Origin of the sequence: Mesotoga sp. B105.6.4 (assembly GCF_002896535.1) — a bacterium.
Lineage (GTDB): Bacteria > Thermotogota > Thermotogae > Petrotogales > Kosmotogaceae > Mesotoga.
On sequence record NZ_JWIM01000073.1, the window covers coordinates 1 to 14,867 of the forward strand.

Annotated in this window: 14 protein-coding genes; 6 read left to right on the forward strand and 8 right to left on the reverse strand. The window is 47.7% G+C overall.

Annotated features, from left to right (window positions below; translation table 11 throughout):
• Window positions 1-754: 754 nt before the first annotated feature.
• Window positions 755-1,015, reverse strand: coding sequence for a hypothetical protein (locus RJ60_RS16350; RefSeq protein WP_258006329.1), 261 nt, complete (start codon window positions 1,013-1,015; stop codon window positions 755-757).
• Between the two features lie 98 nt (window positions 1,016-1,113).
• On the opposite strand from RJ60_RS16350, the gene RJ60_RS12970 reads away from it, so the two are divergent.
• The 6 genes from RJ60_RS12970 to RJ60_RS12995 all read left to right on the forward strand — a co-directional run bounded on the left by RJ60_RS12970 (window position 1,114) and on the right by RJ60_RS12995 (window position 7,408).
• Complete coding sequence (locus tag RJ60_RS12970) at window positions 1,114-2,451, forward strand: MATE family efflux transporter (RefSeq protein WP_103134985.1); 1,338 nt, start codon at window positions 1,114-1,116, stop codon at window positions 2,449-2,451.
• Between the two features lie 297 nt (window positions 2,452-2,748).
• The gene (locus tag RJ60_RS12975; RefSeq protein WP_103134986.1) at window positions 2,749-3,852 is read left to right on the forward strand and encodes an ABC transporter substrate-binding protein; all 1,104 of its coding nucleotides are present in this window, start codon (window positions 2,749-2,751) and stop codon (window positions 3,850-3,852) included.
• Window positions 3,853-3,917: 65 nt separating this feature from the next.
• On the forward strand, window positions 3,918-4,859 hold the full coding sequence (locus tag RJ60_RS12980; protein ID WP_103134987.1) for a branched-chain amino acid ABC transporter permease: 942 nt from the start codon (window positions 3,918-3,920) through the stop codon (window positions 4,857-4,859).
• Between the two features lie 5 nt (window positions 4,860-4,864).
• Window positions 4,865-5,911: a branched-chain amino acid ABC transporter permease gene (locus RJ60_RS12985; protein ID WP_103134988.1), complete on the forward strand. Its 1,047-nt coding sequence runs from the start codon at window positions 4,865-4,867 to the stop codon at window positions 5,909-5,911.
• The gene (locus tag RJ60_RS12990; protein WP_103134989.1) at window positions 5,908-6,702 is read left to right on the forward strand and encodes an ABC transporter ATP-binding protein; all 795 of its coding nucleotides are present in this window, start codon (window positions 5,908-5,910) and stop codon (window positions 6,700-6,702) included. The genes RJ60_RS12985 and RJ60_RS12990 overlap by 4 nt, the downstream gene beginning before the upstream one ends.
• Window positions 6,692-7,408: an ABC transporter ATP-binding protein gene (locus tag RJ60_RS12995; RefSeq protein WP_103134990.1), complete on the forward strand. Its 717-nt coding sequence runs from the start codon at window positions 6,692-6,694 to the stop codon at window positions 7,406-7,408. Before RJ60_RS12990 ends, RJ60_RS12995 begins: the two co-directional genes overlap by 11 nt.
• 12 nt (window positions 7,409-7,420) lie before the next feature.
• On the opposite strand, the gene RJ60_RS13000 is transcribed toward RJ60_RS12995, so the two are convergent.
• The 7 genes from RJ60_RS13000 to RJ60_RS13030 all read right to left on the reverse strand — a co-directional run bounded on the left by RJ60_RS13000 (window position 7,421) and on the right by RJ60_RS13030 (window position 14,797).
• On the reverse strand, window positions 7,421-8,050 hold the full coding sequence (locus tag RJ60_RS13000) for a glycerol-3-phosphate acyltransferase (RefSeq protein WP_103135101.1): 630 nt from the start codon (window positions 8,048-8,050) through the stop codon (window positions 7,421-7,423).
• 10 nt (window positions 8,051-8,060) lie between these two features.
• The gene (locus RJ60_RS13005) at window positions 8,061-8,834 is read right to left on the reverse strand and encodes a DUF1295 domain-containing protein (RefSeq protein ID WP_258006331.1); all 774 of its coding nucleotides are present in this window, start codon (window positions 8,832-8,834) and stop codon (window positions 8,061-8,063) included.
• Window positions 8,835-8,840: 6 nt separating this feature from the next.
• Window positions 8,841-10,655, reverse strand: a complete 1,815-nt coding sequence (locus RJ60_RS13010; protein ID WP_099828609.1) for a DAK2 domain-containing protein — start codon at window positions 10,653-10,655, stop codon at window positions 8,841-8,843.
• Between the two features lie 136 nt (window positions 10,656-10,791).
• Window positions 10,792-10,992: a cold-shock protein gene (locus RJ60_RS13015; RefSeq protein ID WP_099828610.1), complete on the reverse strand. Its 201-nt coding sequence runs from the start codon at window positions 10,990-10,992 to the stop codon at window positions 10,792-10,794.
• A gap of 185 nt (window positions 10,993-11,177) precedes the next feature.
• A complete protein-coding gene (locus RJ60_RS13020; RefSeq protein WP_258006332.1) occupies window positions 11,178-12,593 on the reverse strand; it encodes a hypothetical protein in 1,416 nt (471 codons plus the stop codon).
• Window positions 12,580-13,860 (reverse strand): DUF58 domain-containing protein, encoded by a 1,281-nt coding sequence (locus tag RJ60_RS13025; protein WP_103134991.1) that lies wholly within the window; start codon window positions 13,858-13,860, stop codon window positions 12,580-12,582. The genes RJ60_RS13020 and RJ60_RS13025 overlap by 14 nt, the downstream gene beginning before the upstream one ends.
• Window positions 13,847-14,797: a MoxR family ATPase gene (locus RJ60_RS13030; protein WP_103134992.1), complete on the reverse strand. Its 951-nt coding sequence runs from the start codon at window positions 14,795-14,797 to the stop codon at window positions 13,847-13,849. Before RJ60_RS13030 ends, RJ60_RS13025 begins: the two co-directional genes overlap by 14 nt.
• Window positions 14,798-14,867: the final 70 nt, after the last annotated feature.

The window sequence follows — 14,867 nt, forward strand, 5'->3', positions numbered from 1 at the left end:
GTTTGAAGCCTCCACCTGCATGGCGGCTTCGAGGGGCCCTCCCTCATCTTCGATTAAGCATGGCTTGAAGTTTCCTTCTTCGCCTTCTTGGCACACACGAACCCGCAACCCCCAACCCCGCCTTTTGCTTTCCCTTACAACTTACAACTTGTCACTTGCAAGTGTTCGCGTTTTTCGCCGCGTGGATCGAGATTCTGACAAGGACCTTCGTCAGCTACGAAAAGCAAGAAAAGACTGTCATCCACGTAGAACCTTCCCTTAAATCCACTCACTTAGCCTGACCTGTAATGCTCCTGTTCAGGGTCATCCCGTGATGGTTTTGCACGGGATCTGGGTTTCGTCTCATCGATCTCTCTCGCCTAGCTTTCAGCGGATCTTAGCCCACGAAGCCGGAACTAGCCTTTGCTCTTAATACACCCGATCTTCTTAACCCGTTTCTGATAAACCGCCCCTAAGAACCCGAATTCCTTAACCCGTTCCTATACTAGGCTCTTCCGCCCGGCGAAGTCGGAACTGGGCTTTGCGAAGCAAAGACTGGCCGCACGAAGTGTGACTGGTCTGCGTTAGCAGACTGGCCAGGCGGAGCCTCACTGCTATTTTGTTGCTTCCAGGCGCATAAACGCCAGCATCACTTCCGCCGATGTTCTTCGGCGCATCACTTCCTCGCGCAGCGAGCCTCACTTCTCACCTAAGGTGGCATCACTTCCTGACGAAGCCAGCCTTGCGTCCGCCGATGGTTTCGGTGCTTTGCGTCTTATTCCGCTCTTTCCAACCCCCAACCGTTATCCGCAACCTCGGTATTTTTTTCTCCCTCCTGGCGCGAAAGCGTCAGCATCACTTCCCCGGATGTTCCTCTGGGCATCACTTCCTCGCGCCAGCGAGCCTCACTTCCTGCCGGAGGCAGCATCACTTCTGCATCTTGCAACTGATCTTTTGCTCTTACCAACCCCCTACCACGAGCGGCGTGCAAAAGTATCACTGGCGCGCAATTTCCATCTTGTTCTTTGTTCTTCAAACCTCTGACCACCGTCCTCTAACCTCGGCTTCGCTTCTTATTTCGTAACGAATATGTTATAAATAAGTTGGTACGCATTCGAAATCATAGGAGTGAACATGAAACGAGTCAATATACTGAATGAGAAGATGATGGCCGCTCTCTTGAAATTGTCCTGGCCAGCGGTTATCACCATGTTATTTCAAACAGTCTACAACATGGTTGATGCTTACTGGCTTGGAAAACTAGGGAAGGTAGAGATCTCTGCACCGACGATTGCGTGGCCAGCGATATTTCTTCTGATTTCTATCGGTGGCGGACTTGCCGTAGCCGGGCTCGCACTTGTCTCTCAGAATATCGGAGCGGGCAGAAAAGAAGAGGCTTCTCATGTCGCCGGACAGGTAATATCGATAAGTTTCATTGTTGCCGTTGTTCTAGGTCTGCTTGGAGCGGTCTTTTCCGAAATGGTCTTGAAGCTTCTCAGCATTCCACCCGAGCTTCTCTCGGTGACAAATACGTATATGAGAACCATCTTCCTTGGAGCTCCGTTTACCTTCACAATGTTCACCTTCAACTCACTATTCACTGCCATAGGAGACACGAAAACCCCGATGTATCTGATGGGAATTTCCGTATCGGTAAATGCAGTGCTCGACCCACTTCTGATCTTCGGAATAGGCTTTCCGAGACTTGAGGTCTTTGGGGCGGCGCTTGCTACAGTTGTTTCCAGAGGACTTATAGTAATAGTTGCGACAGTCATTTTGTTCAAGGGGAAGAGAGGGTTCAAAGTCCAGTTGAAAGATCTCTGGCCAAGGTGGAATACTCTTACTAGAGTTCTGAGAATCGGTCTGCCGTCTTCGGCCGGGCAGTCGATAACGGCACTTGCCTTTCTGATAATAACTTCGATAGTTGCCAGATTTGGCTCCGTGGCAACTGCCGCTCTCGGTGTAGGCAACAGAATAACATCGCTTGCAACGATGTTCTCATTCGGCCTATCTCAGGCAACATCATCGATGGTTGGGCAGTATCTCGGGGCCGGAAGGAAGAATGATGCTTATTCAGTTGTATGGAAAGCGACGGGAATAAATGTGCTGATTGTTGGAATAATCTGCACAGGGACATTCTTCTTCGGAAAGGAAGTCACCGCATTCTTCATAGACGACCCGCTCGTTCTTATCGAAGGCGAGAAGTACTTCAGGATAGTCTCCTTTTCGATACCCTTCTTTGCTAGTTACAACATATTTGATATGGCCTTGAGGGGATCAGGTCACACTGTGCAGTCTATGGTACTTAACATCTCAAGATTGTGGGCTATCCGTCTCCCATTGATATATATGTTTGGTCTCTCTCTTGGAACCACGGGAATCTGGTACGCAATGCTCATCAGCAATCTTGTAATTGCTCTTGTGGCGGCCGTTGTTATTCTGAGGAAAAGTTGGCTGAACCCGGTAATATAGAAGTCGCAATGTCAAGTCTATTCAGAGGCGACTACATCCGCTTACACCCGATGTCTTCGATATGTTACCAAAATTCGCTTCATTGTTGCACTTGTTCATATTTCCTTATCGTCTTTAGTGGTAGTATTCGTACAACATGCAAGAGCTCGTATATCTTCGTTCGAGCTAGTTAGGCGTACTTTCGGGGGAATAATTAGCTTAGAACTCTGAATTTTGCACCTGTGAGGATTTGTTGAGATCTCACGATTATTGGGTTAGTCTCATTCACTTGTAACCACTTCAGGAGGAGGTAGAAGTATGAGAAAACTCTTTGTAATTCTTTTAGTCGTAATTCTTTCCGTGTCAGCACTTGCTTCAATCAAGGTGGGAGCAATTCTTCCTATGACGGGTGGAGTCGCTGCCTTTGGCCAGATGATTTGGCAGGGTGTCGAGCTCGCTAATGAGCTCTTTCCAGAAGTACTTGGGGAAAAGATCGAAATTGTCTTGCTTGACAACAACTCCGACAAGGTTCAGGCCGTTAACACCGCCCGCCGCGCAATAGAACAGGAAAAAGTAGTTGCGATTATCGGCCAGGTGATAAGTTCGAACACGATCGCAGGGGGAACGGTTGCAGAAGAGAACGGAGTCGCGATGGTATCACCAAGTTCAACTAATCCTCTCGTAACGCAGGACAAGAAGTATGTTTCTCGTGTCTGCTTCAGCGATCCATTCCAGGGAGTCGCGGCAGCTTTGCTTGCATTCAACAACATGGGTGCAGAAAATGTTGCCGTCTTCGTAGACGTTGAGCAGGATTACGCAGTCGGATTCGCGAATTACTTCAAAGAGACTGCACTTGAGCTCGGGGGGAGCGTTTTCTATGAGTATTACAAATCTGGAGATCAGGACTTCACCGCTCAGGTCTCTGATGCTATATCCAAAGGAGCCGGTGCCTTCTTTATCCCTGGGTACTATCAGGAGATAGCCCTTATTGCTATCCAGGCAAGGCAGCTGGGTTTTTACGAACCGATAATCGCAGGTGACGGCGCGGCCGTTCCCGAGACGATTGAAATCGGTGGAGATGCCGTCAACGGTTTGTACTTCACCACTCACTACGATGCCGGAAGCCCTGCGCTGACTGAGAACGCAAAGCTCTTTGTCGAAGCGTACACTGCGAAGTACGGCGAAGCACCAGGAACATTCACTGCCCTCGGGTTTGATACTTATCTCGTTGTAAGGGACGCAATAGAACGTGCGGGGAGCACAGATAGAGAAGCCATTGCCGTGGCCGTTAGACAGACAAAGGATTTTCCTGCCGTGACGGGGATAATCACGATTGATGAAAATGGCGATGCGATAAAGTCCGTAGCGATTGTAAGGATCGAAGACGGCAAGTTCGTGTACGATACAACGATCAATCCATAGAGCAGGCGGGGCTTTAATCGGCCCCGCCCTCTTCTTTCTCTTTCCAATCGGCCGGAGGTGTGAACTTGGATCCTAAGACTCTCTTACAGAACTTTGTCAACGGTCTCAGCCTTGGTTCCCTCTACGCATTGATAGCCATAGGTTATACGATGGTGTACGGAATCTTGAGGCTGATCAACTTTGCTCATGGAGATATCTTCATGATGGCTGTCTACTTTGCGTTTTTCTTTGTGACGCTGGCGCAGTTACCGTGGTATCTGGCCGCGGTACTCGCGATCTCTTGTGCGGCACTTCTTGGATTCACGGTTGACAGGATCGCCTACAAGCCGATAAGGAATGCACCGAGAATATCTGCGCTAATAACTGCAATCGGGGTCTCTTTCTTCCTCGAAAGCCTTGCCGTCGTCATCTTTTCGGGTATTCCCAGATCCTTCAGAACCATCTTCCCTCAGTCTTTGAACGAGATGATAATAATCGGAGGCCAGGTCGAGATGAAGTACGGCAGAGAAGTGATAGTTGGAGGAATAAGATTCCCCGTCATCTCCCTCATAACGCTAATCGTTGCTGCAATAGCACTGGTCTTTCTTTGGTGGTTCATTTTCAAGACGAAAGTTGGGATGGCGATGAGAGCCGTTTCTCTCGATATCCAGACAACATCGCTAATGGGCGTGAATGTTGATAAAGTGATTGGAATGACGTTTGCTCTAGGTTCGGCGCTTGCGGGAATTGGTGGCATACTCTGGGCGATCAGGTATCCACAGGTGTGGCCTTACATGGGATTCATACCTGGAATGAAGGCGTTTGTCGCCGCCGTTTTTGGCGGGATAGGGTCGGTACCGGGAGCGGTGCTGGGTGGGCTGATACTTGGAATAACCGAAGTAATGATGGTCGGGATAATGCCTGGAGCAGCAGGTTACCGGGACGCATTCGCTTTCATTATTCTGATTGTTATCCTTTCTTTGAAGCCTTCAGGGCTCATGGGTAAACCGGAAATAGTGAAGGTGTGAATGGTATGTCGAAAAAGACCAAGACTCTACTCACGCTGTCTGCCCTGCCGGTGATAGCGCTTCTATTGTTTCTCTCGCAGGAACTGCTGAACAGCTACTATTCGAGAATAATAACTCTAATCGGAATATATGGAATAATGGCGGTAAGCCTCACACTTGTCAATGGCATTTCTGGTGTCTTCTCCCTTGGGCATGCCGGCTTCATTGCACTTGGTGCATACACTTCCGCCCTTTTGACTCTCTCTCCCCAGCAGAAGGAGATGACTTTTCTAATCGAGAAGCTGATCTGGCCCCTCAATTCGATCCAGATCCCATTTTTCTGGGCGACGATAATTGCGGGTTTGGTTGCTGCATTGTTCGCCTTCTTCATCGGATGGCCATCTCTTAGGCTCACCGGTGACTACTTTGCTATTGCAACTCTCGGTTTCTCCGAGATAATAAGAATCTTAGCTCTCAATCTCAATTCGATCACTAACGGGGCACTCGGTTTGAAGGCACTTCCCGATTACTCAAATGTTTGGTGGGCATGGGGTTGGCTACTTGTGACAGTCGCATGTGTGATGAGTCTTTCTTACAGCTCCTTTGGAAGGGCCTTGAGAGCTATTAGGGAAGATAGAGTAGCGGCACAGGCTATGGGTATCAACGTCTTTAAACATCAACTGATGGCATTTGTAGTAGGAGGGTTCTTTGCGGGTATCTCAGGCTCTCTGTACGGGCACTGGCTAAGCACAATAGATCCCAGAACAAACACTTTTGGCATCCTTCTCACATTCAATGTACTGATAATGATCGTGCTTGGCGGTCTGGGGAGCATAACAGGAGCGATTATAGGGGGTGCGCTATTCGCATTCTTGAGCGAATGGCTGCGATTCCTGGAAGGACCCATGAATCTATTTGGCTTCAAAATCATGGGGATGAGCGGGATGAGAATGCTTGTTTTCTCCGGTCTCTTTGTAATAATAATGATCTTCTGGCCTAGAGGAATAATGGGAAGGAGCGAGTTCTCCTGGGAGGGGCTCGTCTCACTCTTCAGGAGAGGAGAAAAGAAATGAGCCTTTTGACTCTAGATAATATTACGATGAAGTTTGGAGGACTCACGGCCATAGGAGAGGTAAGTCTTGAGGTAAAGGAAAGAGAGATATTCGGGCTTATCGGACCTAACGGAGCCGGTAAGACAACAGTATTCAACATGATTACCGGCCATTACAGGCCAACAGAGGGGCGAGTTCTATTCAAGGAGAAAGAGATAACGGGACTGCCGCCGGACAGAATTACCAGAAATGGAATTGCCAGGACTTTTCAGAATATAAGATTGTTCAAGGATCTCACAGTTCTCGAGAATGTTATGGTGTCTCAACATCATACTATTGCCAGCAACGGAGAGGCTATGAGCTGGTTCTTCAAGAGCGTTTCAAGAATAGGCTATTCGCCAAAGGAAAGTGAAATGAGATCTAAGGCGGTAGAGCTCTTGAGCGTTTTTGATCTTGACGGACATGCAGACGAGAAATCCAGCTCTCTTCCTTATGGTTCACAAAGACTTCTTGAGATTGCAAGAGCCATGGCTACTGGTGCAACTCTACTCCTTCTAGACGAACCGGCCGCCGGAATGAATCCCTCGGAGACAATTGGCCTGGTGAATACCATAAGGAGAATCCGGGACGACTTTGGCTTAACCGTATTGCTCATAGAGCATGACATGAAGCTTGTGATGGGTCTATGTGAGAGAATCATGGTTCTAGACCATGGGAGGACGATTAGTGAAGGAAATCCCGCCTTTGTTCAGAAGGATGTGAAGGTTATCGAAGCTTATCTGGGAAGGGAGTGGGTTACCCTTGGGAAGTGAAATCCTCACTGTAGAAGAACTTCAGGTTTCCTATGGAGTTATTAAAGCCGTTAAGGGTATTACCCTCTCCGTAGAAGAAGGCAGTATTGTGACGATAATCGGTTCAAACGGAGCGGGCAAGAGCACAACTCTTGGAGCTATCAGCGGCTTGATAAGGCCATCCGGAGGATCCGTATCGTTCAGAGGGAATAACATAAACCGACTTGGTGCCGCTAGAACAGCAAGAAGAGGAATATCTCTCGTGCCTGAAGGAAGAAGAATATTTTCGAATCTTACGGTTAGGGAGAACCTTCTAATGGGTGCATACAACAGAAAAGACAAATCGGAAATCGAAGCGAACTTCGATACGGTTTTATCCCTCTTCCCGGTACTGAGAGAGAGACTTAAGCAACTGGGCGGGACGCTCTCGGGTGGAGAACAACAGATGCTGGCGATAGGCCGCAGTCTTATGGCAAACCCAGATCTGATTATGATGGATGAACCTTCACTTGGTCTGGCGCCGATTGTCGTCGAAGAGGTTTTTGAGGCTATTGAGAAGCTTAGTTCTAAGGGAGTAACGATACTCCTGGTTGAACAGAACGCCGCAAAGGCTCTGGAGATCTCTAGATTCGCTTACGTCCTTGAAACGGGAAGGATAACCCTTCAAGGACCGGCAAAGGAATTGCTCGAAAGTGAAGAAGTACGCAAGGTGTACCTGGGTATCTGAAAACATTCACCTTTAGGCTCCCCGTTGCGGGGCCTCTTTCTTTTTTCTTATGTGCGCCCTCAGCCCCGGTTCTTCTCCACGCAAAATCCTTTGGATATTCTCGAGATTTCTGCCTATCATAATCACTGCAATGGGTATCAGCAGAAGAGATATTCCCCATCTGTATCCGAAGATTCTGAAAAGGAAGATCATTACTGAAGAGACGGCGATAACACCCGGAGCTGCGTAGTCCGTAATCGCGATAAAAGCGAGAAGTATGACCATACAGATCAGCGCGACCTGGTAATCAAGACCTACGAGGCCACCGGCCAATGTGGCAGTTCCCTTACCACCCCTGAACTTCAGAAAGATGGGATACATGTGGCCGATTGTCGCGAAACTTGCCGCAATGAAGAGCATCTGATATGTCCAATGAGCTGAGAGCCCTTTGATTATAAGAATCGTGCCCATTCCCTTCATGAAGTCAATTGCCCCTGTTAGTATGCCAATCTTCCAGCCTTTAACGGCCACCATATTTGAGGCGCCCATGTTTCCTGTGCCCTGCTTTCTTATATCAAACCCATAGAGAATCTTCCCAAAAAGAAACGCTGTTGGAATAGATCCTACTAGATAAGCGAAGATGGCGGAGTAAACAACTTCCATGTCAATCACGCTACTTCTTTCGTGGGAACCAGGGAATGAAGGCGTTGGTCTCTTTCAAGTACTCTTTGAAAGCAGGGTAATCTCTGTACTTCCTCTCCAGATAAGGTACCCCCGAGACGAATCTCAACAGTATGGTTATGGTTATCGGACTTATGATAGCCCAAAGTCCGCCATCGATAGAAAGGGCAATCACGAAAATGCCCCACCACTGCACGGCTTCTCCGAAATAGTTTGGATGCCTAGAGTACCTCCACAGCCCTCCAGTCATAACCTCTCCTGGCTTCTTGGTTTTCACAAAAGCCTTTAGCTGAGCATCGGCGATCGATTCGACAGCAAACCCGGAGGCCCATATCAAAATGCCGAGTATATCGGCAAGTCCAAATTCCCGGCCTGAATGGCTATTTATCAACATGACGGAGTACGATATTATTAACATGAAAACCCCCTGGAGCATATAAATCTGAAGGAAGGATCTTACAAGTACCTTGTCTCCCCATTTCTCCCTCATCTGTAAGTAGCGAAAATCCTCTCCCCGTCCCCAATTCCTTCTGAATATGTGGGTACTCAGCCTCGTTCCCCAGAATGTGATCAGCGTGGTTGTGATTATCTGCCTGGCGTTGAACTCACCGTACACGAAGAGCGTGAAAAAGGCCACCATAACGAACCCGGCACCCCAGCCGATGTCTACGACAGAGTTATCCTTCTTCGCTGTCCCGATTACGAAGAATGCAGACATATAGGCGACTACGACTAAAGCATTGAAAAGGATCACATATGCCATCATTGCACCTCACTTTATTCTTACATCGGGGGCCCATGTGTCGCTTTTGCAAAGTACTGAAACGCTTATAGCTCCAACTCCTGCGCTGATGCCGACAACAGGAGAGACCTCCATTATGTATTCAGGCTTCCTGCCGAGCAGTTTGGTCAGACTGTCTTCATAAGCCTTTGCCGTTTTATGAGCGTGGGCATGGGTTATATTGTATGAGACAACGTTGCACTTGCGGTTCAGCTCCTCGACGAATCCAAGTATCTTCTTCATATTGCCCAACTTGCTGAAGGCCTTTCCATAAAGCTTTGAATTGCCTTCCCTGTCGACTGAGACTATTGGCTTCAAATTCATCACCTTTCCCACAAGTCCAAGAACAGGGCTTACCCTCCCGCCTTTCACCATGTATTTGAGAGTATTGACGCTTACGAAGATCCTCGTGTTTTTTGTCAGGGACTCGATCGTCTCGACGATATCATCGTGGACACTCCCTTCTTCGATCATCCGGGCGGCCTTCAGTGCTAGCAGGCCGATCGATCCGGAAACATGGCGGGAGTTGATAACACTGATCTTCTTCTTTAGTTTTTCGGCGGCTTTGGTGCTTGCGTTCCACGTGCCGCTGAGTTTGTCTGAGACATGAATGGCGATTATTGAGTCATAGTGAGTTCCTAGAAAGTGGTAAAGGTTCTGGAGAGTGTTCATACCAGGTTGTGCTGAAACGGGGTATTCATCTGCGGAATCGAGCAAAGAATAGAACTGATCGGCCTTCATGGTTATCTTGTCCAGATACTGGCTTTGACCAAAGTTCAGATAGAGAGGAACCATCTGAATCTGGTAGTAGTCTATCACTTCCTTCGGCAAGTCGCATACCGAATCAACAACGAGAGCGATTGGGTATTTCCGTTTCTGGCTAACTCTATACTGCATCTCCATGTCGTCAACCTTCTGCTGAGTGACAGCACCGAAATCTTTAAGCTTGTAAAACAACTCAGCCGGTTCGTTTGTGTGAACATGAATTCTTACTTTGCTCTCGGTGCCGGCAACAAGAGCGGAGTCTCCAGATTCGCTAATGATTGACTTAATTCCTTCGATATTCAGTTTAGTACCTTCAATTATCGCTTCAGTACAGAATCTATTCTCAATGTTCCCTTCGTCGATGTGAACGTGATTTCTTAGCTCAACATCAGGGATTATCTCATCTTCGAGATTCACACTCTTGCCGCTTAGAAAGGTTTTGATCCCTTCAATAAATGCAACAAAGCCCTTTGCGCCGGCATCGACTACGCCGGCCTTTTTCAGTATGGAGAGTTTCTCAGGGGTTTCTTCGAGCGACTTCTGAGCGACTGCGTGCGACTGAGTTATCACTTCGAGCAGCGATTTGTCGGAACCGTCAATAGTATTGAGAGCATCGGCCCAGTCTTTCATAACGGTCAGCATAGTTCCTTCAACTGGAGTAACCATTGCGTTATAAGCGTAGGATATTGCTTCTTGAGCCGCTCGTGCGAAAGTCTGCCTGTCTATGCTTTCACGATTTCCTATTGCAGTACTGAGCCCATGCATGTACTGGGCAAAAATCGCTCCTGAATTTCCCCTCGCACCCATTAAAGCAGCATCAGCGATTGATCTGGTCGTCTTGCCTATCGATTTGGAGACAGAGGTGAGCTCAAGTATATACTTCATCGTTGAGGCGAGATTAGTTCCGGTGTCACCGTCTGCGACCGGGAAGACGTTTATCTTGTTCAAATAGTTTTGCTCCTTGATAACAGCCGTAGCACCCGAAGAGAAGGCACTGAAGAACATGGTTCCGTCAAGTAGATTCATTGATCTGGAGTCCATCGTTTCCTCCCGTTGTTTAGTTTGATTATTGATATGTTAGCACAAGGATGAATGATTAGTCAGATGATCATAAGGGAGAGCGACAAAAAAATCGCCCGCTAAAAGCGGGCGATCCGGTTCCTATATGGACAATCGATTACTTCGCAATTCTAACTTTTGCTGCCTGAGGACCCTTTGGACCGTCTTCAACATCGAATTCGACTCTCTGTCCTTCGTCAAGGGTCTTGAAACCGTCCATCTCAATAGCTGAAAAGTGAACGAAAACATCCCCACCGTCATCCTTAGTAATGAATCCATAACCTTTTGTTCCGTTGAACCACTTTACTGTTCCTGTCATACCTAAATGTTCCTCCTTAAAACTACCTTGCACCACTTGCAAAGCGATAGTGTCCTTTGGACAGATTGATTATAACACAGACTTTCGAATAAAATGCAAGTTGACCGCAAAATTAATTTGACTATCTCTAATATTCAGGCGTTTTGTCTTTGAAACAATCACCAAAACAAAATCCGTAACATCCTTTACATGGCTGTGATAGCCGTCTCCAGCGATTTAATTAGTTCCAAAAAAAGTCTTTCGAATTTCTCGCAGCTGGTTCTTTCCGGATCACGATTTCCATACTTGACAGGAACATATATCGCTGTCAGTTTGGTCAACAGACTTTTTGTTATGCCCTTTGTTTGCCAGACCAGTTCGTACGGAGTCAGCTGACGATAATCGCTAAAGTACATTTCTCTGAGCCATTGATAAGCTGATATTATGAACTCCTTCCCTTCTCCATATGCGGGGAGTTCGGTTACAATGCGATGCACTTCCTCCTCGATTGGTTCTTCTGCCTCAGGCGTCGAAGGATTCATCTGGCGTCTTCTAGTGATAAAGAATACCATGTAGGCAAGAGCCGCCGAGAGAAGGGCTATACCGGTGAGGGTGGCAACTCTTAGGATCAAGTAGAACGACCGCCCGGCACTGGCAATCTCTACAGACGGAGGCTCGCCTTCCTCCTGCCGAGCAACTTCCCCTCCAGAGGAAGGCATAGAAGTTGAAAGATCGCTGGAGATACCGCCTGTTCCAAATACGATATCTTCTGAAAGCGGTAACGATCTTAGGTACATGAAACCCCCGACAAGAACTACAACTACAGATACCAATATCATAAGAGGCGGAACAAGTCGTACCCACCCTTTGAATTCTCTCAGAGCCTTCCTTGCCACTGAAATCACGAGAATCAGGATGATTGTGTAGAACCCAAAGAGAAAGATAGAATCTATGAAGCCGACTTCGAGGACCTCTTCTGGAATAGCGATTTCAAAACCGCCGTCGGCTCTCTGTGCCATTGAAGATTCTGCTTCTTCAGAGAAAAATGAAGGTTGCTCCTCGTCTCTCGAAGACTCTATCTCGCTTTCTGAGACCTCAGAGACAGCGGCTCTGTTTGCTGAAGGAATCAACCCTCCTCTGTAATCGCCCAGAAGGGCTATGGTCAGCAGAGGAAGAAGGACCGCTAGAGTAAGGAAGACTCTTGGTGCCTTCGGTATTAGAAGCAGTCTTACGAATATCAATATCAGAGTGACATAGGCTCCAGTGTGGTGTAGAACGGGACTAACCGAAAGAGAAAATCCCACAATGAAGACTCCTGCAACTGAGATGTATTCGTTTCTGTCCATCGAGAGAACGATTCCTGCCATAGCTCCCAGTGCGGAAACCGACAGAGCTAAACCGCTTCTCAAAACTCCAAACAACAGAATAGTTGTTGTGAATAGCAGGGTTGGAAGAAGCAAGTAGACGCTGCACCCCGTCTTTGTTCGTCCGAGGTAAAAGAGAAAGGCTACAAGTCCAGCAAGACAGACGGCAAAAACGGCTCCTCCAGCGAAGAACAACTGCACGAAGCAGATCAAAAAGACTGTAGCGGCCCCCGTCACCGAGGTTCTATCGATTCTCAAGATCGATCAGCACCTCCTGGATCGACTGATTGTCTCCTACGATACGTACGATTATCTGTTCCTGTTCAAGAAGGACGGCACGCCTTCTGAGCTCTTCGATAGTTCTGGGAAGCATTTGGTAAGAGATAGTACGTTTGGTCCACGGTTCTCTGGGATTGAACGGAACAATAATAACAACTACACGGCTTGAGTGTGACCTTGCTTTAAGCAGATGCGGCAGGATCTCCTCTCCGAGATAAAGCGAGACTATTACGACCGTAGTTGAGGGATCGAAGCGTTCAAGATCTCCTTCCAGAACATCTGGAAGCTGGGGGCCCTGATCACTGCCTTTACTTTCGGAGAGCGCTTCGGCGAAATCTGTCCAGTCTCGGCCCGAATCGCTCAGCCTAAGTATCTTTTCACCGACAACTACGAGTCCTATACTTCCTCCAGTTTCATATGAGAACCTGACAAGACCAAGAGCAAGCTGGACTGCGATCTCTTCATAGTCGATTCTGATTTTCTCCCACACATCGCGGGCGAATATCTCCTTTGAAAGGTTGAGGTCGAGGTAGAGCAGGGTTTTGCTAACGGCGGTGTAGCCAAACTCCTTGCTCATGAGTTTTCCGAGCCTGGCAGATGCGTTCCAGTGGATCCTGTTAAGAGGCTCTCTTTCATACTCCTTAATACCCTTGAAATCGACCGGGTCCTCCATCAACTGGAAATCGCTTCGCTTACCTGGAAGGAGTTCTCTGAGTCTCAGGGGAAAGGAATCGAGATTCAGGACTCTCGGAAGCACAAGAACGGATTCGACTGCCGAATATGTTGCAGTGTGCGAGAAAAACCTAAGCGGATCTCTTGAAATGAGAACTACACGCGATATATCTTTCTTACCTCGCTTCCTGAAAGTCAGCCTAGTTTCTACTACAGAGTTATTGTCCGAAGAAAGGATTACTGAACTCTCCTCGGATCCAAGGTATTCTCTCTCCGCTCTTATGACAGGAAATATAGTACAGTTAAGAGATACCAGAGAGCCACCTTCGATTGTGTATTCAACAGTGAGAGATTCACCGGAGAAAAGCCTTTCTCTATCCGGGGAACGACTGATAACTAGCTTTCTTATAGTCGCTCTTGTGATGCAGTAATAGAGCCATACAATTGCTGAGAGAGTGAGGAATGTTGCCGAATACGCGTTGAAGAACAATATCGACCAGCAAATGGAAACTGCCGTCATTATTATTAGCGGTTTTCCTTTCGAGTTTATCTCCTCGAGTTCAAGCCTCTTCATAGTCCATAGGGATCGGTACAGACTCGACGATGTCCAGAACGATTTCTCTGCTAGATCTCCTCATGAGACGGGCTTCTGGCTTGATCATTATTCTGTGAGAGAGAATATCTGGAGCCACTTCCTTTACATCGTCGGGAATGATGTAATCCCTGCCTCTCAGTCCGGCTAGAGCCCTGGCGGTTTCCATCAAAGCGATTGAACCTCTTGGACTAGAGCCTAGCTGAACATCTTTGTGTCTTCTTGTTGCATTGACAATGGAGACAATATACCCGAGAAGGGAGTCCTCAATTGCGACCTCTTTGACCAGCCGAAGGACTTCGTTCAGCTCCTCGCAATTGGAAACAGATCCTAACGAAGTTATCGGATGCTCCCGAAAGATTCCCTTAAGCAGACTCTTCTCGCTTTCCTCGCCTGGGTAGCCCATTGTCAAAGATATGGCAAATCTATCCAGTTGAGCTTCGGGAAGAGGGAAAGTCCCTTCAAATTCGACGGGATTTTGAGTCGCAATAACGAAGAAGGGATGCTCCATATTGAAGGTCTTGCCGTCTACTGTGACTTGTCTCTCTGCCATAGCTTCGAGTAGGGCAGATTGCGTTCTCGGAGTTGTTCTGTTCACTTCGTCGACGAGAAGAATCTGGGTGAAAACCGGCCCCCTTCTGAACGTGAACTCTTTGGTCTTGAGGTTAAGAATACTGATGCCCGTAACGTCTCCTGGGAGAAGGTCGGGAGTACACTGCAGTCTGTTGAAATCGAGTCCCAGGGAAATGGCCAGACTTCTGGCCAACATCGTCTTCCCAACTCCGGGTACATCGTTTATCAAGACGTGGCCGCCGCTCAAAAGGACTGCGAGAACTCTCTCGATAATAGGTTCTTTGCCTACTATCACTTTCGATATGTTATTGGTGAGCTTGCTTCCGAAATCTTCAATGGAAATCATAAACCACCTCTTCAAATTCTATGACCTGTAGAGTCTAGCACAGGTTAACGCAAACTATCAAAGATATGTG